This window comes from Flavobacterium piscis (assembly GCF_001686925.1).
Lineage (GTDB): Bacteria > Bacteroidota > Bacteroidia > Flavobacteriales > Flavobacteriaceae > Flavobacterium > Flavobacterium piscis.
Map to the genome: position 1 here is coordinate 12,738 of NZ_LVEN01000042.1, position 21,432 is coordinate 34,169.

Below are 21,432 nucleotides of genomic sequence, written 5' to 3' on the forward strand. Positions count from 1 at the left end.
TAAAACATCACAACAGGTATTAAATTTGGATTTGAAGATAATAAAATAAAAAACATTGAAGTCCATAAAGCTATTTGATAAAAATACAATTTGGATAATTCTAGTTATGATCTTCAGGTTCTTATGTTGGTAAAATAAATGATATTTCTAATGGAGTTCACATCAAATATAGTAATAAATACAAATCGATTAATTCTTGAGCCAATTGATGAAAAATATATTGATGATATCAATACAAACTTCACTCCGGAAATAACAATATACATGCCCTTTAATCCAAATAGGGATAGAAAGGAAATTGTAAATTTTGTAGAGAGTGCAAAGAAAAATTTAATTCAAAAAACTGATATTGTTTTTGTGGTTCTTAATTTAAAAAGAGAATTCATAGGTTGCTGTGGAATACATAATATTAATAAAGAATCTGTTGAACTTGGATTATGGTTAAGAAAGGAATCTCAAAGTTTAGGACTTGGAGCAGAAATAATAAATGCTCTAATTGATTTTATAGAACAAAATTTTAAACTTAATTATATCATTTATCCTGTAGATCAAAAGAATTATAGAAGTGTGAAAATTCCTGAAAAATTTGGTTTTATTCCTTTTCGTACCTATAAACAGAAAAAAAATGATACAACTGATCTCTATATTATAGAATTCCGAAAGTATACGACATAATTAAATCTTCGTTATTTTTAATTCGGTTTTGCCAGCTCCAGACCCTCCTGTAATTATATAGTTATTCATTAGATTTTATAATTTTTACAATTAAATTATTGGTTTTAGGTAAAATAGGATAAAAATGTATTGGAGGTAGATAATAGAAAGTCTTTTTATTTGGCTATTTTAGCTTTTAAACAAAAGTAGAAAGTAGGCTTTAGCAAACTTATTACGTTTTAACTTTAATTTAAAATTGTACGAAAAAGAAATTGCCCTATAGCAAAAAGAGTGGAGTATGATTTATATGCATAAGAGAGATTACAAATTAGGATGTAACATTAAAAAACATAAATTATGAAAAACAAAATTTACTGCATGGCGTTATTATTCATTAGTAGTTTAATAATTTCCTGTTCTTCGGATGATGATTTGAGTTATAAAAACGATTTTCAAAGTAGTCAGGCTACATGGTTAAATTTTAAAGGATCTTCAAACAATTCATATAAATATGTCGTTGCCGGAGGTTCTGTGTTTGCGACTTATGGTTGGCAAACTACAATTACAGTCTCAAACGGGAAAATAGTGTCTAGAAATTTTAAATATTTAGGTAATCCAGCCAATATTCCGGCAGAACAATTAGAATGGACAGAGAATGAAAGTGAAATAAATGGTCATCAAAATTCAAATGCTGCTGACGCTTTAACGTTAGACGAAATCTACACTAAAGCCAAAAACGAATGGTTGGTTAAGAGAAAAAATGTAACGAATTATTTTGAAGCAAAAAATGATGGTTTGATATCAACCTGTGGGTACGTCGAAAAAGGTTGTGTCGACGATTGCTTTGCCGGAATTACCATAAAGAGTATTCAGAGTTTATAGTGAAGAGTAAATATTTTCCAATTTTAAGAGTTCATTTATTACGGCATTATATTTGTCTGGCGTAAAGAAGTTAACGAAAAGCAAAAATTAATAATTTTTAAATCAAATGGAAAATCAAATTATTATACTAAAACCCTGCAATCAAAACTGGAATTCAATGCTACCAAATAAAGAGGGTAGATTCTGTAATTCTTGTAGTAAAACCGTAATTGATTTTACTAAAATGGAGAATTCTGAAATAAGAAATTATTTGATTGAAAACTCCAAAAATGAAAGTGTTTGCGGGCATTTTAACTCTAATCAAATTAAGAACTACGATAGTAGCAAATATGATAATTTGAGAAATAGATTTAGTAGAATTAAGATTAAACCAATTAAAAAAATGGCTTTGTTTTCACTGAGTCTTCTTTTTTCTTTGACAAGTTGTATGGGAAAAGCAGTAATAGATGGAGAAACAGCAGTAATTGATAATGATACAATTAGGGATAATGAAATCGTCAATAAAGAAAAGGATACATTAAAACAGAATGATGCTATAAAAAGTGAAATTAGTCAAAAAGAGAAGAGATAATAACAGTGTATTTCGGATCAATGCTTAAAGACTCAATAATTATTTTTTACCGCAGAGAAACACAGAGACTTTTGTCTAAAAATTCTTTAGAAATCACAGAATTCACAATATTAAATCAATACAAAACTTTGCGAACTTTGCCTTTTATAAAAGTTAAGAGAAAAAAAACTTAGCGTTCTTTTCAGTAATTTTTTTTTACTCCCAAAGGTTTTGGGATTGATTAGGATTAAATAACATTGAAGAAATAAAAATAAAAAAAAACTCCTTAATTTCTTAAGGAGTTTCTTTGTGGGCGATGAGGGGTTCGAACCCCCGACCCCCTCGGTGTAAACGAGGTGCTCTGAACCAGCTGAGCTAATCGCCCTATTTTACTAGGTTGCTATCGTTTGTGATTGCGAGTGCAAATATAAGGCACTTTTTCAGTTCTGCAAACAAAACCCGCTAAAAATTTAAAGTTTTTTTAAAGTTTTTTCTATCTCGTTGTAATTGAATTTATTATAAAAGAACTTTTTTTAGTCTTTTTCTTTCAATTTAAAATTCCGTTAGTTTAATGGCAATTCGGCAACAACAAAAGTGCTTCCGCCAACATAGATAAAATCATTTTGCGCCGCATTTTGCCTTGCTGAATCGAAAGCTTCGGCAACAGAATCATATTTTGCACCAATTAAATCATATTTTTTAGCCGCTTCTTTTAATATTTCAGTAGCTAAACCTCTCGACGAATTAGGTCGGCAGAAATAATATCGCGCATTTTTAGGAAAAAGAGGTAAAATAGCATCTAAATCTTTATCATTTACAACACCAAGAACAATATGAAGCTTGTCAAAAGTTTCGTTCTGGATCTGATTCATGACAACAGTCAGTCCGTGTTTGTTATGTGCCGTGTCGCAAATAATTTTAGGGTTTTCTCCCAATTGCTGCCATCTTCCTTGTAAGCCCGTATTTTTTACCACTTTCGATAAACCAAATTTTAAATTTTCATCAGAAACCTTAAATTCATTTTGAGAGTTTAAAACTGCAATAGTTTGCTGAACGGTTTTTTTATTGCGAAATTGATAATCCCCAATTAAATCCGACGGAAAAACTTGCGAAATTAAATCAGAAGCAAAATAAATCGGTGCTTTGTTTTCTTCGGCTTTAGCTAAAAATACAGGCTGAGTTTCATTCGTATATTCACCAATAACAACAGGAACATTTGGTTTAATAATTCCTGCCTTTTCACCAGCAATTGCTGCCGGAGTATTTCCTAAAAATTGAGTATGATCTAAATCGATGTTTGTAATAACCGAAACCAAAGGCGTGATAATATTCGTAGCGTCCAATCTTCCTCCAAGACCAACCTCGATAATAGCGATATCTACTTTTTCTGAGGCAAAATAATCAAAAGCCAAACCAACCGACATTTCGAAAAAACTCATATCATTCGCTTCAAAAAAGTCTTTGTGTTTCGCTACAAATTCACAAACAAAATCTTCGGATATCTCTTCACCATTTATTTTAATTCTCTCCCTGAAATCTTTTAAGTGCGGCGAAGTATACAAGCCCACTTTATATCCCGCTTCCTGCAAAACCGAAGCCAGCATGTGCGAGGTCGATCCCTTACCATTCGTTCCCGCAACATGAATGCATTTTAACCTGTTTTGTGGGTTATCAAGATGATCGACCAATAGTTTAATATTCGTCAAATCTTCTTTATATGCCGAAGCGCCCTGAAGTTGATACATCGGGAGTTGATTAAACATCCAATTCGTAGTTTCCTGATAGTTCATGTATTTTGGATAAAATAGTTGTCGATTGAAATAATTTTCGTTTTTTTTAGTTTTATATTACAGCGAAAATTATCTTTATTGCAAATTTCAAATATTTTTTAGAATTAATTATTAAAAACCAGAATTAATATATGTTTAGTTTTATTCAATTACAAACAGACACCATTGCAAACGCATCAAACGTAGTTATCGAAAAAATTGCACCAAATACCGAAATCTCAGTTTTAGGATTTATCTTAAAAGGAGGTTTTTTCCTAATCCCGATCGCCTTATTATTATTCTATACATTTTACGTTATTATAGAGCGTTATCTCTATATCAGTAAAGCTTCTAAAATCGATGCAAGATTAATGCAGGATGTGGGAGACAAACTAAATGCCGGTAATATCGAATTGGCCAGAACAATTGTAGAAAGAAGCAATACCGCAGCCGGAAATATATTAAAAGAAGGAGTTCTCGTAATCGGAAGACCAATTGCTGAAATAGAATCAAACATGGATCGTGCCGCCGATATCGAAATTGGCGAAATGGAACGACGTTTAGGTCACCTGGGACTTATCGCCGGTATTGCACCAACATTAGGATTTATCGGAACAATTTCAGGAGTTATCAAAATATTCTACAGCATCTCCGTAACAGAAAATATTAGTATCGGAAATATTTCCGGAGGTTTATACGAAAAAATGATCAGTTCAGGTTCCGGACTTATTGTAGGTATTATTGCCTATAGCGCTTACCATTTATTAAACGGAAAAATTGATGATTTTGCTTTAAAAATCCAAAAACAAATATTAGAATTTGTCAATATAATTCAAAGAGCATAAGGTATGTCTATTAAGAGAAAAAGAAGATTTCATGCCGAAGTGGCGACTTCATCATTAAGTGATATTATGTTTTTCCTGCTGTTGTTTTTCCTTATTATCTCAACACTTGCAAACCCTAATGTTATAAAAATGACTTTGCCAAAAGCGAAATCAAATGAAAAAACAAACAAACAGCTGATCAGTTTATCAGTTACCGAAGATAAAAAATTCTACATCGACAAAGAACCCGTAGATTTCGAGAATCTCGAAACCAGTTTAATGTCAAAAATAGGGGCAGACAAAGAACAAACTGTTGTCGTTCGAATTCCGTTCAATCTGCAAGTACAGGATTTAGTCGACGTATTGCAAATAGGAGTGAAGAACAATTTAAAGTTTGTAATTGCAACAAGTCCCAAGTAAAATGATCATTTGGGCGTGACCACAATAAAAAAATGGGCCAATCAGCATAACGTTGATTCGCCCATTTTTTTATTCCGGTTGGGCTATCCGCTCCGCCGCGGCGGATAGCTCCTATCCCTCACGCAGAAAAAGAGTAAAGAGTAAAGAGTAAAGAGTAAAGAGTAAAGAGTAAAGAGTAAAGAGTAAAGAGTAAAGAGTAAAGAGTAAAGAGTATAGAATAAAAAGGATAGAATAAAGAATAAGTAACCATAGAGTTTGTCATTGCGAGGAACGAAGCAATCTCACACAATCTTGTCAATCCTGACGGAGGAAGGATCGCACTAGTAGCTCGACAAAGATGTTCGACAAAGATTGTTGTTACTTTGCGGAGATTTAATTCGTCTGTTCGCTATTGCTCGGGTTTCGTTACTTGAAATTGACAAAAAAGCGAATAAAAAAGGCTTTCTGAAATATTTCAGAAAGCCTTTTTTATTTTTATTGAATTAGTAAAAATCAGTGTAATTCGTGTTTCTCTTAATCCAAACTAAAATTATAAATAATCTTACCAACCTGTTTGGCTGCTGCATTATTATCAGCTTCCCATTTCGTGTTCATAGCGGCAATTTTAGCCTGATCAAGTAAGCATCTTGCTGTATTTGTAGTGCCTTTTATTCCTGGAGTTGCGCTAATTGTTTTTCCGTTTTGATCTACCGTGATTTCAACGACAACTCTTCCTTCTTCATTACAAGTATATTTTGGTGCAGGTTTCGACAATGCCTTTCTGGTTCCTAAAGAATATCCTGATCCACCGCCAGTTCCTCCGCCGCTTCCGGCTCCGTAACCGCTTCCAGTACCAACTCCATTTCCGGTACCGTTTCCGCCGCCAGTCCCACCACCAGAACCTCCGGCGCCATAATATCCGTTAGAGCCTAAACTTCCGTTACTTTTTCCTTTATTTCCTGCTGCTTTATCATCACCATCGCCACCTTTGTTAGATCCTTTTAAAATACTGGACAAAGCATCATTGGTAGAGTTCGAAACTTTTGGTTTCTCAGGAACAGGTTTAGCTTCCGGTTTTACAACTGGAGTAGCTTTTTTAGGTTTTTCTTTTGCCGGAATTATTACGTCATTAACATCGTCTTTTGTATTCTCTTGCGTAATGATTGCTTCGTCTGGAGTAGCTTTTGCAGGAGCTTGTTTTACGTTGTTTTTTACGTTTAAAACTTCACTTTTATAATTCGCTCCGGATCCTAAATCACTATCGCCAAAATTAACCGTCACGCCACCACCGCCACCGCCTGAAGCAAGCGCCGCATTGTTCTCCGGATTATAAGGAGGCCAAAAACGAATGAAAAATAAAAGCAACAACAAAACAGCATAAATAGCTGTAGATATTAGTAGAGATTTCTTTTTATCTGAAGAATCCGTAAAAGTCATTTTGATTCTGAGTTTTGTAATAGTATATAATAAAAACGTTTAAAAGTACTAAAAATTGTTTAGAATCAAAGAGCTGCAGCTATTTTGTAATGAGTTGTTTTCTCTCGCAGATTTGGCAGATTGAGCAGATCAATTTTTAAAAATATATTATTTATTGATTCTTCAAAAGAAAAAATCTGCTCAATCTGCCAAATCTGCGAGAAAACTTTATTACACAGCTTGAAAATCTTTTTAATCTTAATAATCTGTGGCATAAAAAAAACGAGCAAAATAATTTAGCTCGTTTTAAAATAAAAGTATAAAGAAAATTATACTAATTGTTTCAATGCAATTTCAAAAGCAGTTGCACTAATATTTGTTTTTGATGGATTCAAAGCGTGAGCTTTTACAATCGCATTTTTTATAATTTCAGACGTATCATTAAAAATAGCCTCATCTGTCATTTGTACTTTCTTCTCCATAAAATAAGCAAAAACTCTTGCCATTCCGCAGTTCGAAATAAAATCCGGAATCAAACTTACTTTATGATCTACTTCTTCCATAATAGATCCAAAGAAGATTTCCTTGTCAGCAAAAGGAACATTCGCACCACAAGAAATCACTTCTAATCCGTTTGCGATTAAACTATCGATTTGTGTTTGTTGTACCAGTCTTGAAGCAGCGCAAGGGGTGAAAATTTCAGCACCAATTGTCCATATTTTTGAGTTGATTTCTTCAAACGGAATCATATTGTCGGCAACTAATTTGTTTCCATCTTTATTAAGGAATAAAGTTTTAATTTCATCAAAAGAAAAACCCTCTTCTTTAATCAATCCTCCGTCACGATCAATAATTCCGATCACTTTTGCGCCCATTTCTGCAAGATAAAAAGCAGCAGCAGAACCTACGTTTCCAAAACCTTGAACGATTGCTTTTTTACCTTTTATATCACCTCCGTAAGTGGCATAAAAATGACGAACTGCTTCTGCAACTCCAAAACCAGTAATCATATCTGCTACTGTATATTTTCTGGTTACATCCGGAGAGAATTTAGGATTTTCGATTACCTTAATTACACCTTGGCGTAATTGGCCAATTCTATTAATTTTATCAGCTTCAGTTGGTTTAAAATGGCCATTAAAAACACCTTCTTGTGGGTGCCATACACCACATTCTTCTGTCATAGGTATTACTTCGTGAATTTCATCCACATTCAAATCTCCACCGGTTCCGTAATAACTTTTTAATAAAGGAGAAACAGCTTTGTACCAACGTTGCAAAACACCTTTTTTACGAGGATCATTTGGGTCAAAATTAATTCCGGATTTAGCACCTCCAATAGCAGGACCAGAAACTGAAAATTTCACTTCCATTGTTTTTGCCAATGATAAAACTTCATTCATATCCAAGCCTTTTCTCATTCTTGTTCCTCCACCAGCGGCTCCTCCGCGAAGTGAATTAATAACAGTCCAACCTTCAGCTTCAGTTTCAGAATCTTTCCAGTTAAAAACAATTTCAGGCTCTTTATTTTCAAATTGCTGTAATAAATCTTTCATTTTGTTGAGATATGTTTAGTTTGCGTAAAAGTATAAAATAGAATAATGCGAATAATGTATTCTGTTGCAATTTTAACAAACAAAAAAAAGAAAGCCGAAAACAATGCGTTTTCGGCTTTAGTATTCTGTGAATTTTAGTAGAATTATTATATTCCTAATAAATGTTTTTTCAGCGTTTCGTCTACTGGTTTATTAGAAAGCCAGATTCCGAACAATGCTTTTTTGAAATCGAATCCGGGAACTTTTCCTTTCAAAACTTCATTTTTATAAACATTGATAGTTTGATCAAGCGGATTGTAACCTAAAACAAAAACATCTTTTTCTTTAATCACATCGCTTAATAGTTTTTTAAAATCCTCTATTCTTGGTCGCAATTCTTCAAGATTACTTCCTGCAGATTTTTCGAAACCAGTATTCATTGCTTTCGTCAATTTGTTTGAAGAAACCATAGATGATGTAATTTCAATTCGAATGGCCATCTCAGTATCGCTGTCAATAATAAATTGAGGGTCTTGGCTTAATTGCGATAAATACAATGCCTGAACATAAACTTCGAGCCACATTTTAGATCTTCCTCCCGCTCCGTTAAGTTGTAAAGTTTTGTTTTGAAATTCAATTTTTCTTGGAACTGTAACGCCGTTTACTTCTAATTGAGTTTGGGCAGAAACTGTAGAAAATGGTATGCTTAAAAGAAGTGTAAGTAAAAGTAAAATCTTTTTCATGTTCTGTCAATTTTATAATTTTTAGGCAAAAATAATGCTAATTTATCAATTATAGGTCGTTTATTTATTAGTTTTTTTTCTTGAAGGGTTTAAGTTTTTTGTCGTATTTAATTAATAATCAAATTAGTAAGACTTGTTTTACGTAGTTTTACCCGTTTTATGATTTGTTTAAACTTTTTGCTCTTGTAAATTAAGTAAAGATTCATCCGTTACCTGTTTTTAGCTCTAATTATATTCTTAAAATTTGCAGAAAACATTGCAAACTTTTCCTCTGTATTGCTAAAATTCATAATTATAACGAAAACGATATCGTAATTGTTGCGTATCTATTAATTTTATATGCGCGCATTGTTAATTCCACATTTAAAAATTATCTTTGAGAGCCCTTTTTAAGGAAATAAAACAATTCAAAAAACAAAAATAACCATCAGCTAAACGAAATAATTAAAGATTTGGTTTAGGGGAAATAATAAAACAATAGAACTATGGATTTCAATCTGACCGAAGAACATTTAATGATTCAGCAAGCTGCCAGAGATTTTGCTCAAAACGAATTGTTACCAGGCGTTATTGAACGTGACGAAAAACAAATTTTTCCGACTGAGCAAGTAAAAAAAATGGGACAACTAGGTTTCATGGGAATGATGGTTGATCCTAAATACGGAGGCAGCGGTCTGGATGCGATTTCATATGTAATTGCTATGGAGGAAATTTCTAAAGTCGATGCATCAGCTTCTGTAGTGATGTCTGTAAACAATTCATTAGTTTGTTGGGGGTTGCAGGAATACGGAACCGAAGAACAAAAACAAAAATATTTACCGGGTTTAGCATCTGGAGAAATTCACGGAGCATTTTGCTTAAGTGAGCCGGAAGCGGGAAGTGATGCCACTTCGCAAAAAACGACTGCGGTAGATATGGGAGATCACTATATTGTAAACGGAACAAAAAACTGGATTACAAACGGAAATACAGCATCAGTTTATTTGGTAATTGCTCAAACGCATCCTGAATTAAAACACAAAGGAATTAATGCTTTGATCATGACCAAAGATATGCCGGGTTTTTCTATCGGACCAAAAGAACAAAAAATGGGAATTCGTGGTTCTGATACACACTCTTTAATGTTTAGTGATGTAAAAGTTCCTAAAGAAAACAGAATAGGAGAAGATGGTTTCGGATTCAAATTTGCGATGAAGACCCTTGCAGGCGGACGTATCGGAATTGCGTCTCAGGCTTTAGGAATCGCTTCCGGAGCTTATGAGTTGGCTTTAAAATATTCGAGAGAACGTAAAGCTTTTGGAACTGAAATTTGTAACCATCAGGCAATTGCTTTTAAATTGGCCGATATGGCGGTGAATATAGAAGCAGCGCGTCATTTATGTATGAAAGCAGCTTGGGACAAAGACCAGCATAAAAACTACGATGTAAGTGGAGCAATGGCAAAATTGTTTGCGTCGCAAGTAGCGATGGATACTGCGGTTGAAGCAGTTCAGATTCACGGAGGAAATGGTTATGTAAAAGAATACCATGTAGAGCGTTTTATGCGCGATGCAAAAATTACTCAGATCTACGAAGGAACTTCTGAAATCCAGAAAATTGTAATTTCAAGATCTGTAATTGCAGGATAAATAGAAATTCGTTTTTATATAAAAAATACCCTTTCAGCTTTTTTAGCATCGAAAGGGTTTTTTTATAGATATTTTTTTTACTTTTCAGAACATTATATTTTTTAAACCAATAACTTAGCTATCATTCAGTTTTTATTTTATGAAAAAAATATACTTTCTTCTTCCGTTTGTTTTGTTAGCCTGCAAGTCGAATCCTACTGCAGTAAGCGAAAAAGCTTCAAAATCAGTTTCGAAACCACTTGAAATTAATTATAAAGTAAATCAAACCGAAGTATCGGACTTTCTGAAATATCTTTCATCAGATGAATTAGAAGGCCGTGAAACCGGAACAAAAGGAATCGAAAAAGCAGCAGTATTTTTAGAAGATTTTTTTAAAAAGAATAATGTAAAGCCTTATTTTTCGTCTTATCGTGATACGCTTACTAATTTTAAATCTCCTGCTTATAACATTGTTGGAGTTCTGGAAGGAACAGATCCTGTTCTTAAAAAGGAATTTATAGTTTTAAGTGCGCATTATGACCATATTGGTTTGGAGAAAAAGCAACAGGATGATGTGATTAATAATGGTGCTAATGATGACGCTTCGGGAGTTACCGCTGTTGCACAAATGGCAAAATATTTTAGCGAAACAAAATCAAATAAACGAAATATTCTTTTTGTGTTTTTTGCAGGGGAAGAAAAAGGATTATTAGGTTCTAAAAGTTTAGTGCAGAAACTTCAAAAGCAAAACTTCAACTTATATGCACAGCTCAATATCGAAATGATTGGCGTGCCCATGAAACGCGATTATCTGGCATACATTACCGGTTTTGATAAATCGAACATGGCCGAAAAGATAAATGAATATACAGGGAAAAAGACCATTGGTTTTTTACCAAAAGAAGCAGAATATCAATTGTTTTACAGATCTGATAATTATTCGTTTTATGAAGCGTTTAAGAAACCGTGTCAATCGATAAGTACTTTTGATTTTGAGAACTTTGATTTTTATCACCATGTTTCGGATGAATTTAAAGTAATGGACATTTCGCACATGACTTCTTTTATTCAGGAATTTTTGCCAGCCGTTACAAAAATTGCGACTACGTCAATAGAAGAAATTACAATGAATAAATAATCGGTCTTTTTATCTGATTTGCTTATTTTTGCCTTATGAAAAATATTATTGTTACCGGAACCAGTAGAGGAATTGGTTACGAATTAGCATTACAATTTGCTAATGCCGGAAATCAGGTTTTGGCCATTTCCAGAAAAATACCTCAAACACTTTTAGAACATCAAAACATTACTTGCCTTTCAATCGATTTGTCCGAAGAAAGTGCGTTGATGGAAGTAGATAGTTTTCTTTCTTCGACCTGGAAAAAAGTCGATGCCGTAGTGCATAATGCAGGTGCTTTATTATTGAAGCCTTTTGCAGAAACCACTCAGGCTGATTTTGAAAGTATTTATAAAGTGAATGTTTTTGCTGTGGCGAATCTTACCAGAATTTGCTTGCCTTATCTTCAAAAAGGAAGTCACGTCGTTACAATTAGTTCAATTGGTGGCGTAAGAGGAAGTCTTAAATTCGCAGGATTGGCTGCTTACAGTTCAAGTAAAGGTGCAGTAATTACTTTAACCGAATTATTAGCTGAGGAATATAAAGAACAAGGAATTTCGTTTAATGTTCTGGCTCTGGGTTCAGTTCAGACAGAAATGCTAAATGAAGCTTTTCCGGGTTATCAGGCGCCAATTTCTGCCGAAGGAATGGCAGCTTATATTTATGATTTTACATTAAATGGAAATAAATATTTTAACGGGAAAGTGTTAGAGGTCTCGTCCACGAATCCATAGTTAGTTATGAATTATAAATTATGATTTATGAGTGAAAGTATTGTGAAAACTAAGAGTTTTGAATTAGTCATTAGAGGAGTTAATTTTTGTAAATGGTTAGTTTCGGAAAAGAAAGAATTTGTAATGAGTAAACAATTTTTACGTTCTATTACTTCAGTTGGTGCAAATGTTCGTGAAGCGGTCAACGCACAAAGCAAGGCAGATTTTATTCATAAGTTATCAATTTCTCAAAAAGAATGTGATGAATCTATGTATTGGTTAGAAATTTTAAATGCAACAAGCTATATTTCTGGAATAGAGTTTGAATCGATGCACAATCAATGTAGTGAAGTGCTAAAAATCATTAAAAGTATAATAATTACATCAAAGAAAAACCTAATTCAAAACTCATAACCCATACTTCATAACTCATAATTATTGTGATCGAAACATTAGCCAGATATATCCCGGAACATGCTGTAAAGCCTGTCTTTGATTTGATTGTTGCCAATCAGGTGCATCTTAAAATCGTAAATGAACGCCAGACGCGTCACGGAGATTATAGGAGAGGGCCAAGTGGTAAACATGAAATCACGGTAAATGCCAGTTTAAATAAATATCGTTTTTTGATTACGTTAATTCATGAGATTTCGCATTTGGTGGCATTTGAAAGGTTTGGTCGACAAATAAAACCACACGGAAATGAGTGGAAGCATACTTTTCAGCGTATGATGATTCCGTTTATTCGTCCGGAGATTTTCCCTGGGCAGTTATTGCCTTTACTAGCGAGGCATTTTAAGAATCCATCTGCCAGCAGTGATACCGATACTACTTTATCTCTGGCTTTAAAGCAATACGATGCGCAAAATGATAAAAACTATGTTTTCGAAATTCCATACGGAAGTGTATTCAGAATTAAAAATGGTAAAATATTCAAGAAGTTAGCCGTTAGAACCAAGCGTTTTGAATGTATTGAAATAAGCTCGGGAAGAACGTATTTGTTTAATCCAAATGCGGAGGTGGAGTTGATAAATTCAAATTAAGTTTAAATTCCAAATAAAAAAATCCAAATTCCAAAACTATGAGCAGTTGGAATTTGGATTTTTTTATTGAGTTATTCCAGAATTGGAATTTGGAATTTATATTTTGGAATTTAAAAAAGTTTTAACCTTTAAGATAGGCTTCTCTCACTTTTTTAAACAGGTTCGAAGAGTAAACGAACTTTACAATATCTTTGTTTTCTGTTCTAAAGATTTCTTCTTTAGTTCCCTGCCATGCTTTTACTCCTTTTTTCAGGAAAACAATATTTTCTCCAATTTCCATCACAGAGTTCATATCGTGTGTATTAATTACGGTAGTAATATTATATTCTTCTGTAATTTCTTTAATCAGATTATCAATCAGAGTAGAGGTGTTAGGATCTAAACCAGAGTTCGGTTCATCACAAAACAAATACTTCGGATTGTTTACAATCGCACGGGCTATCGCAACACGCTTTTGCATTCCTCCGGAGATTTCTGATGGCAATTTTTTATGTGCATCAACTAAGTTTACTCTTTCTAAAACAAAGTCAACACGCTCTTGAATTTTTGCCTTGTTGTCATGAGTAAACATTCTTAATGGAAAAGCAACATTTTCTTCAACAGTCATCGAATCAAATAAAGCACTTCCCTGAAAAACCATTCCAATTTCGGTTCTTAATTCTCGTTTTTCGTCGGGGTTTAATTCAGAATAAATACGTCCGTCAAATTCAATTGTTCCTGAATCTGGAGTGTGAATTCCTAATAAGGTTTTTAATAAAACTGTTTTTCCCGATCCACTTTGTCCTATGATCAAGTTGGTTTTTCCAGTTTCAAAAACGGTCGAAACGCCTTTTAAAACTTTACTGTCACCAAATGATTTTTCTATGTTTTTTACTTCGATCATTATCCTAATAATAATTGAGTTAATATATAATTAAAAAGAATGATACAAACAGATGTCCATACAAATGAAACTGTACTTGCCTTACCAACTTCTAATGCACCACCTTTCATGTAATATCCGTGAAAAGATGGAATTGTAGCCAATAACATTGCGAAAATTAAAGTTTTAATGAAAGCATATGTAATGTGAAAGGGATTAAAATCCATTTGAGCGCCCTGAATAAAATCTTCACTCGTTGAAAATCCTCCATATGCACAAGCCAGCCATCCGCCAAAAATTCCTAAGAACATACTAATTCCAATTACAAAAGGATACATTAATAAAGCTACTATTTTAGGAAAAACAAGATAGTTTAGCGAATTAACACCCATAACCTCTAAGGCATCAATTTGTTCTGTAACGCGCATTGTACCAATACTTGAAGTAATGTATGATCCCATTTTTCCCGCCATAATTACCGAAATAAAAGTAGGGGCAAATTCTAATATCACAGATTGACGTGTAGCAAAACCAATTAAATATTTTGGAATTAAGGGATTAGTTAAGTTTAAAGCAGTTTGAATGGCAACAACTCCTCCTATAAAAAAAGAAATAAAGCAAACAATACCAAGAGAGTCGATTATTAAATCGTCGATTTCTTTAAAAATCAATTTTTTCATCACAGACCATTTTGTCTGTTTGTTAAAAATTTCTTTCAGCATTAAAAAATATCTTCCTAGTTGAGATATATAACGAATTAGCATCATAATTTTTGAAATATTGGCTAAATTAAGGATTAGTTTACAGTTTACAGTTTCAGTTTACAGTTTTTTAAGTTTTAAAAACTAAAAAAGCTTCTGTTTCATTTTTTGAAAACGATAATTTCTTATAAATTTAGATTGTTCAGTTGTAACTAATAATGGTGTTTTGGCTTTTTTTGCTTTCCAAAATCCTTTTATATAGTCTAAAAATAAAAATGGTTTTTTCTTCATCATTGCCAGTTTTGCCGATGCAATTGCGGTAATCCAAAAACCATATCCTAAAGTATAAAAAGCCTCGCCTTGTTTATAACGGGCTGTTTTGTTGTAATTTGCACCTGTTGGTTTAAGGTGTTTTACGTGTAAAGATTCGTCGGTAACGATTTTCCAATCATAATATTTACAAAGCAATTCGTCTACTGTATCCCAGCCCATGGCAGGTTTTAATCCTCCAATTTGCTGATAAGTTGCTTTGCGATAGGCTTTCAATGCACCACGAATATGATCTTTGTCGGTTAAGTTTTCTAAAACCCAATCTCCATTTTTTTCGATGTAACAAAATCCGCCAACCATTCCGATTTTTGGATCAGATTGAAAGTGACGAATGATAGTTTCAAAATAATTTGAAGGAAATATTAAATCGCCGTCTATTTTTACAATAATATCATAATCAGAATCCAGTGTTGCAAAACCTTTCTGGAAAGCCTGAATTACTTTGCTTCCCGGCATATGAATCGCATCTGAAGTTTTGTTTACAACAGAAATATACGGATTGTCTTTAGCAAAACCCAGAACGACTTCTTCTGTTTTATCTGTAGAATTGTCGTTTACAACCACAATTTTTGAAGGCAAAACAGTTTGCGAAACCAAAGATTGCAAAGTCAGGCCAATAAGATCTTGTTCGTTGTGAGCTGGTATAACAATATAGTACTTCATGATTTTTAATTTAAATTCCAATTATTTAAAAGAAATTCCAATCTTTTAAAATTCCAAATTCCAATTTTTACCGATATGGTTTAAATTGGAATTTGGAATTTGTCTTTTTGAGATTTTCCAAATAATTGGAATTTGGAATTTATTTTTTGGAATTTGCCGTTAGGCTTTTATTTTCTCCGCCACAACAATATAATATCTTGGCGTGAAATATCTTAGTAATGGTCTGAAACCAAACTTTTTTACCGGATGTGTAAATTTTTGACGATCGGTAATTTTCCAGCCTGTTTTTTCTAAAAGCCAGTCTAATTGCCAGTCTTCAAATTCGTGGTAATGTCTGTCCCACATATCTGTTTTAGAACGATAAGCCGGAGAAAACCATAAACGTAACGGAATTGATATTAATAATTTATCACATTTTACATTTTCAAGAATCGTGTACGGATTTAGTAAATGTTCAAAAATTTCAAACGCAGTAAAAACAGTATATTCTTCGGTTTGTAAAGCAGTTTGATCGTTGTCTAAATCTTCTCCTTTAGTGTTTTTTACGGTATAGCCATTTTCTTCCATTATTTTTGAGAATGGATTTGGTACACCAAAATCAAAAATGGTTTCTGATGTTGTAACGTGTTTTTGTAAAAACTCTAAAGTAAGTTTGAATCTTTTATTCGGAAACGTTTTTTCGTACATAGTCGTTGCGAGGAACGAAACAATCTCTCGTTCTTGATTTTATAATTAGGTCGCAAATATACTAAAAAGTCCGCATTTTAAGATGCGGACTTTTTTAAGTTTTCAGTCTCAGTTTACAGTCACAGTATTCAGAAGCTGAAAACTGTGACTGCGACTGTAAACTAATTTAGTATCGGTAAACAAATGCATTAACATTCATTCCTGCTCCAACTGAAGCAAAAATGACAACGTCGCCTTTGTTGATTTCGTGATTTTCTAATTTGCCCTGAATTAATAAGTCAAATAAAGTAGGTACAGTTGCAACGCTGCTGTTTCCTAAATCATGAATACTCATTGGCATAATATCTTTAGGTGCAGTTTTATCGTATAGTTTGTAGAAACGTGCAATAATTGCTTCGTCCATTTTTTCGTTTGCCTGGTGAATCAGGATTTTCTTTACTTCATCAATACCGATTCCGCTTTTGTCTAAACAGCTTTTCATGGCACAAGGAACCTGGCTTAATGCAAATTCGTAAATCTTACGACCGTACATTTTTATGTATTTAATGTCCGGATCTAAATCTGGATTGTATGATTTTCCGAAATATAAAAAGTTAGCTTCATCATTGGCAAAAGTAGCACTTTCATAAGAAAGTAAACCTGCTTCATCATCAGAAGCTTCTAAAATTGAAGCACCTGCTCCATCAGAATAAATCATAGAATCACGATCATGATCGTCTACAACTCTTGATAAAGTTTCGGCACCAATTACCAGAACACGTTTTGCCATGCCTGATTTGATGAAAGCATTGGCCTGTAAAACTCCTTCTATCCAGCCTGGACATCCAAAAAGAATATCGTAAGCGACACATTTAGGGTTTTTGATATCCAGTTTGTTTTTTACGCGAGTTGCTAAACTTGGTAAAATATCAGATTGATTTGTTCCGGACTTTACATCTCCAAAATTATGTGCAAATATGATGTAATCTAATGTTTCGCGATCGATTTTAGCATTTTCAAGTGCTCTTTCGGCAGCAAAAAAGGCTAAATCAGATGAGGTATGTTGGTCTTCGGCATAACGACGGTTTTCGATTCCGGTGATCCCTTTAAATTTTTTAATTACAACTTCGTTAGGGTAAGCAAAAGGGGTTCCGTCTTCGTTTAGAAATACGTGATCACCAAAGTCAGTATTGCTTACTTCTTTATTTGGAATATAGCTTCCGATGCCTATTATTTTTATTTTCATTATTCAGTAATTATCCGATAAATTTATTGCTAAAGTATAAATAATTTCATGATAACTATCATAAAAAATACTATGCATGCATATAATTATGAAATAATAATTATTTGTGGGATTTATTGTTAATTTTCTAACGAATTTTAAGTTTTATCGAGATTTCAAACGATTGAGATTTGTTTTCAGGTTTATTTTTTTTCGGAAAAAACGTAAAGTTTTTTTGTGTTTTGTTACAAATAAAACCGAAGTTTCAAAAAGTGTTAAAAAATAGAAAACTTTATGATTTCATTTGAAGTTTTGTAGGTGTTATTGTAGTTTTTTGAATGAGGATAGGAGTCATTAACTTAAGCTTTTTTTACGATAAAATTAATCTCGCAAAGGCGCTAAGACGCAAAGTTTAAACACAATATTGTCCTTTCGACGAAGGAGAAATCTCCGCAAGAAGTTCGACAAAGATTACACTTTCGTTGAGGAGTTACGTACGAAGATTTCTCCTTCGTCGAAATTGACAGTATGTTACGGAAATTAATTTGTAGTTGCTCGCGTGAGGGATAGGAATAAACTGCCGAAGCAGTATGGATAGCCCGACAGTATTTAAGAAAAGGCCTCATAAGCGCAAAGCTGATTTGGCCTTTTTTTAAATACTGGCACGCCCAATTATAAGGTTTAAAAGTTTCAAGTTTCAAGTTTCAAGTTCGAGCTTAACGTGAAACGTGAAACGTGAAACAAAATAAACAAAAAACCCGACAAAGTGTTGAGACCTGTCGGGTTTTGAATATTTATTAGAAATACTTATTTCTTAGTTTTCCATGTAAGCTTCAATAGGAGCACAGCTGCAAATTAAATTTCTGTCACCGTACGCATCATCAACACGACGAACAGATGGCCAGAATTTATTTTCAGCAATGTAATCTAATGGGTAAGCTGCTTTTTCTCTAGTGTAAGGGAAAGCCCAGTTATCAGTAGTTAACATTGCTAGTGTATGAGGTGCATTTTTCAATACGTTGTTTTTATCATCGGCTGTTGCAACTTCAATCTCTTTTCTGATTGAAATAAGAGCATCACAAAAACGATCTAATTCTGCTAAATCTTCAGATTCAGTTGGTTCGATCATTAAAGTTCCTGCTACCGGGAAAGAAACCGTAGGAGCGTGGAAACCGTAATCCATCAAACGTTTTGCGATATCACCCACTTCAATTCCGTTTTCTTTAAATGCACGACAATCTAAAATCATTTCGTGAGCCGCTCTTCCGCATTCTCCTGTATAAAGAATTGGGTAGTGTCCTTCGAAACGGGCTTTCATATAGTTAGCATTCAAAATAGCATGTTCTGTAGCACTTTTTAATCCTTCGGCACCCATCATTGTGATGTAACCGTAAGAGATTAAACATACTAAAGCTGATCCGTAAGGTGCAGATGAAATCGCTGTAATCGCTTGTTCGCCGCCTACTTTTAAGATTGGGTTTGTTGGTAAAAATGGAACTAATTTTTCATTCACACAGATTGGTCCAACTCCAGGTCCGCCTCCTCCGTGAGGAATAGCGAATGTTTTGTGTAAGTTTAAGTGACAAACGTCAGCACCAATTGTCGCAGGATTTGTTAATCCAACTTGCGCGTTCATGTTTGCACCGTCCATATATACTAATCCGCCATTGTCGTGGATTAATTTTGTGATTTCAATAATTGAAGATTCGAAAACTCCGTGAGTAGAAGGGTAAGTTACCATTAAACAAGATAAATCATCTTTGTGTTCAATTGCTTTTTCTCTTAAATCTTCTACGTCAATATTTCCTTCCGGAGTTGTTTTTGTAACAATGATTTTCATTCCGGCCATCGCTGCAGAAGCAGGATTGGTTCCGTGAGCAGATGAAGGAATCAAACATACATTACGGTGACCTTCGTTTCTTGACAAATGGTAAGCACGAATAGCCATTAAACCAGCATATTCTCCTTGAGCTCCTGAGTTAGGCTGTAATGTAGTTCCGGCAAAACCGGTAATTACATTTAGTTGCTCTTCTAACTTTTTAAGCATTGTGATATAACCTTCCGCTTGTTCTACTGGTGCAAAAGGGTGAATGCTGTTCCAGTTTGGCATTGATAAAGGCAGCATTTCTGAAGCTGCGTTTAATTTCATCGTACAAGAACCTAATGAAATCATCGAATGATTCAATGATAAATCTTTACGTTCTAATTTTTTGATGTAACGCATGATCTGACTTTCTGAATGATGATTGTTGAATACATCATGCGTTAAGAAAGGTGATGTTCTTTCTAATGAAGCCGGTAATTGAGTTGCAGCAGTTAATTCAGAAACAGTAAAAGTTTCTTTTCCTACAGCCTCAGCAAAAATTGCAATAATTTGATTGATGTCAGCAATAGAAGTTGTTTCGTTGAATGAGATCGAAATGGTATCGGTATCAACGTAATAAAAGTTTACTTCATTTTTCTCAGCAATAGCTTTTACCTTTTGAGCATCAGCTTTTACCAAGATAGTATCAAAGTAAGCCGTATTGGTTTGGTAAACTCCTAATTTATTTAAAGCTTCAGCAGTAGTAACCGCCGATGCGTGAACTTTGTTTGCAATGTATTGTAATCCTTTTGGTCCGTGGTAAACCGCATACATTCCGGCCATAACCGCTAATAAAACCTGAGCCGTACAAATATTAGAAGTTGCTTTTTCACGTTTGATATGCTGCTCACGAGTTCCTAAAGCCATACGTAAAGCACGGTTTCCATTAACATCAATAGAAACTCCAATGATACGACCTGGCATAGATCGTTTGTATTCGTCTTTAGTTGCAAAAAAAGCAGCGTGAGGACCACCGTAACCCATTGGTACACCAAAACGTTGTGAAGTTCCAACCACTACTGCAGCTCCCATTTCTCCTGGAGAAGTTAAAGCAGCTAATGATAAAATATCAGCAGCAAAGGCAACTTTGATTTCATTTTCTTTTGCTTTAGCAACAAAAGCGCTATAATCGTTTACCTGACCATATTTTCCTGGATATTGTAAAATAGCTCCGAAAAATTCATTTGAAAAATCAAAGGTTTCGTGGTTTCCAACAACTAATTCAATTCCAACCGGAGTTGAACGCGTTTGCAGGATCGATAAAGTTTGTGGTAAAATTTCTTCAGAAACGAAGAATTTGTTGGTATTGTTTTTCTTTTGGTCGCGTGTACGAACGTCAAATAATAACGCCATAGCTTCTGCTGCTGCAGTTCCTTCATCTAATAAAGATGCATTGGCAATTTCCATTCCTGTTAATTCGATAACCGTAGTTTGGAAATTTAAAATAGCTTCAAGACGACCTTGAGCAATTTCTGCCTGATAAGGCGTGTAAGCGGTATACCATCCTGGGTTTTCAAAGATATTTCTCTGAATTGGAGCCGGAACGATAGTTGGATGATAACCCAAACCAATATACGATTTGAATACTTTATTTTTCTTTCCTAATTCCTGAATATGATTTGCAAATTCGTATTCCGTCATTGCAGGATCTAAATTCAAAGGCGCTTTTAAACGAATGTCGTCCGGAAGGGTTTCATAAACAAGTTGTTCAATCGATTCAACACCAATAGTTTGTAACATGTGTTGAAGATCCGTTTCTCTTGGACCAATGTGTCTTAAAGCAAAAGCATCTGTTTTCATTTGTAGCAGTCTGTTTTTTAAGGTAATGTAAGTAGCAACGTGTACTATTAAATAATGTTACACAAGGTT

General features: G+C 33.9%; 20 protein-coding genes and 1 tRNA gene. 10 read left to right on the forward strand and 11 right to left on the reverse strand.

From position 1 onward, the window contains the following. The first annotated feature begins 150 nt into the window (after positions 1-150). The 3 genes from FLP_RS17360 (at position 151) to FLP_RS17370 (ending at position 2,107) form a co-directional block, all read left to right on the forward strand. On the forward strand, positions 151-675 hold the full coding sequence (locus FLP_RS17360; RefSeq protein ID WP_165606693.1) for a GNAT family N-acetyltransferase: 525 nt from the start codon (positions 151-153) through the stop codon (positions 673-675). Positions 676-1,011: 336 nt separating this feature from the next. Continuing rightward, positions 1,012-1,536: a hypothetical protein gene (locus FLP_RS17365; protein ID WP_065450798.1), complete on the forward strand. Its 525-nt coding sequence runs from the start codon at positions 1,012-1,014 to the stop codon at positions 1,534-1,536. 106 nt (positions 1,537-1,642) lie between these two features. Then, positions 1,643-2,107: a hypothetical protein gene (locus tag FLP_RS17370; protein ID WP_065450799.1), complete on the forward strand. Its 465-nt coding sequence runs from the start codon at positions 1,643-1,645 to the stop codon at positions 2,105-2,107. A gap of 289 nt (positions 2,108-2,396) precedes the next feature. Here FLP_RS17370 and FLP_RS17375 read toward each other — a convergent pair. Continuing rightward, positions 2,397-2,471 (reverse strand) — tRNA-Val (locus tag FLP_RS17375). 178 nt (positions 2,472-2,649) lie between these two features. Next, complete coding sequence (locus FLP_RS17380) at positions 2,650-3,876, reverse strand: bifunctional folylpolyglutamate synthase/dihydrofolate synthase (protein WP_065450800.1); 1,227 nt, start codon at positions 3,874-3,876, stop codon at positions 2,650-2,652. 131 nt (positions 3,877-4,007) lie between these two features. Here FLP_RS17380 and FLP_RS17385 point away from each other — a divergent pair, with 131 nt between their 5' ends. After that, positions 4,008-4,700 carry a MotA/TolQ/ExbB proton channel family protein gene (locus FLP_RS17385; RefSeq protein ID WP_065450801.1) on the forward strand — a complete coding sequence of 231 codons (693 nt, stop codon included), beginning with the start codon at positions 4,008-4,010 and terminating at the stop codon, positions 4,698-4,700. Between the two features lie 3 nt (positions 4,701-4,703). After that, entirely contained in the window at positions 4,704-5,099 is a 396-nt protein-coding gene (locus FLP_RS17390) for an ExbD/TolR family protein (RefSeq protein ID WP_026983008.1), read from the forward strand. A gap of 513 nt (positions 5,100-5,612) precedes the next feature. Here FLP_RS17390 and FLP_RS25565 read toward each other — a convergent pair. The 3 genes from FLP_RS25565 to FLP_RS17410 form a co-directional block, all read right to left on the reverse strand. Further along, entirely contained in the window at positions 5,613-6,515 is a 903-nt protein-coding gene (locus FLP_RS25565) for a hypothetical protein (RefSeq protein WP_065450802.1), read from the reverse strand. Between the two features lie 308 nt (positions 6,516-6,823). Further along, entirely contained in the window at positions 6,824-8,050 is a 1,227-nt protein-coding gene (locus FLP_RS17405; protein WP_065450804.1) for a Glu/Leu/Phe/Val dehydrogenase dimerization domain-containing protein, read from the reverse strand. Positions 8,051-8,196: 146 nt separating this feature from the next. Next, a complete protein-coding gene (locus FLP_RS17410; RefSeq protein WP_065450805.1) occupies positions 8,197-8,772 on the reverse strand; it encodes a chalcone isomerase family protein in 576 nt (191 codons plus the stop codon). A gap of 485 nt (positions 8,773-9,257) precedes the next feature. Between FLP_RS17410 and FLP_RS17415 the strand changes: the two genes are divergently transcribed. The 5 genes from FLP_RS17415 to FLP_RS17435 all read left to right on the forward strand — a co-directional run bounded on the left by FLP_RS17415 (position 9,258) and on the right by FLP_RS17435 (position 13,252). Beyond that, entirely contained in the window at positions 9,258-10,400 is a 1,143-nt protein-coding gene (locus FLP_RS17415; protein ID WP_065450806.1) for an acyl-CoA dehydrogenase, read from the forward strand. Positions 10,401-10,539: 139 nt separating this feature from the next. Next, positions 10,540-11,517 (forward strand): M20/M25/M40 family metallo-hydrolase, encoded by a 978-nt coding sequence (locus tag FLP_RS17420; RefSeq protein ID WP_065450807.1) that lies wholly within the window; start codon positions 10,540-10,542, stop codon positions 11,515-11,517. A gap of 35 nt (positions 11,518-11,552) precedes the next feature. Beyond that, positions 11,553-12,230: an SDR family NAD(P)-dependent oxidoreductase gene (locus FLP_RS17425; RefSeq protein WP_065450808.1), complete on the forward strand. Its 678-nt coding sequence runs from the start codon at positions 11,553-11,555 to the stop codon at positions 12,228-12,230. A 27-nt stretch (positions 12,231-12,257) separates the two neighbouring features. Next, positions 12,258-12,623: a four helix bundle protein gene (locus tag FLP_RS17430; RefSeq protein ID WP_065450809.1), complete on the forward strand. Its 366-nt coding sequence runs from the start codon at positions 12,258-12,260 to the stop codon at positions 12,621-12,623. Between the two features lie 26 nt (positions 12,624-12,649). Beyond that, a complete protein-coding gene (locus FLP_RS17435; protein WP_065450810.1) occupies positions 12,650-13,252 on the forward strand; it encodes a SprT-like domain-containing protein in 603 nt (200 codons plus the stop codon). 121 nt (positions 13,253-13,373) lie between these two features. Here FLP_RS17435 and FLP_RS17440 read toward each other — a convergent pair whose 3' ends face one another. The 6 genes from FLP_RS17440 to gcvP all read right to left on the reverse strand — a co-directional run bounded on the left by FLP_RS17440 (position 13,374) and on the right by gcvP (position 21,363). Then, complete coding sequence (locus FLP_RS17440) at positions 13,374-14,135, reverse strand: ABC transporter ATP-binding protein (protein ID WP_065450811.1); 762 nt, start codon at positions 14,133-14,135, stop codon at positions 13,374-13,376. Continuing rightward, positions 14,135-14,881, reverse strand: a complete 747-nt coding sequence (locus tag FLP_RS17445) for an MlaE family ABC transporter permease (protein WP_065450812.1) — start codon at positions 14,879-14,881, stop codon at positions 14,135-14,137. The genes FLP_RS17440 and FLP_RS17445 overlap by 1 nt, the downstream gene beginning before the upstream one ends. 78 nt (positions 14,882-14,959) lie before the next feature. Beyond that, positions 14,960-15,808, reverse strand: a complete 849-nt coding sequence (locus FLP_RS17450) for a glycosyltransferase family 2 protein (protein WP_065450813.1) — start codon at positions 15,806-15,808, stop codon at positions 14,960-14,962. Between the two features lie 159 nt (positions 15,809-15,967). Next, complete coding sequence (locus FLP_RS17455; RefSeq protein ID WP_065450814.1) at positions 15,968-16,495, reverse strand: methyltransferase; 528 nt, start codon at positions 16,493-16,495, stop codon at positions 15,968-15,970. 166 nt (positions 16,496-16,661) lie between these two features. Continuing rightward, a complete protein-coding gene (locus FLP_RS17460) occupies positions 16,662-17,720 on the reverse strand; it encodes a 3-oxoacyl-ACP synthase III family protein (RefSeq protein WP_065450815.1) in 1,059 nt (352 codons plus the stop codon). A gap of 793 nt (positions 17,721-18,513) precedes the next feature. Next, positions 18,514-21,363 carry an aminomethyl-transferring glycine dehydrogenase gene (gene gcvP, locus FLP_RS17465; protein ID WP_065450816.1) on the reverse strand — a complete coding sequence of 950 codons (2,850 nt, stop codon included), beginning with the start codon at positions 21,361-21,363 and terminating at the stop codon, positions 18,514-18,516. Positions 21,364-21,432: the final 69 nt, after the last annotated feature.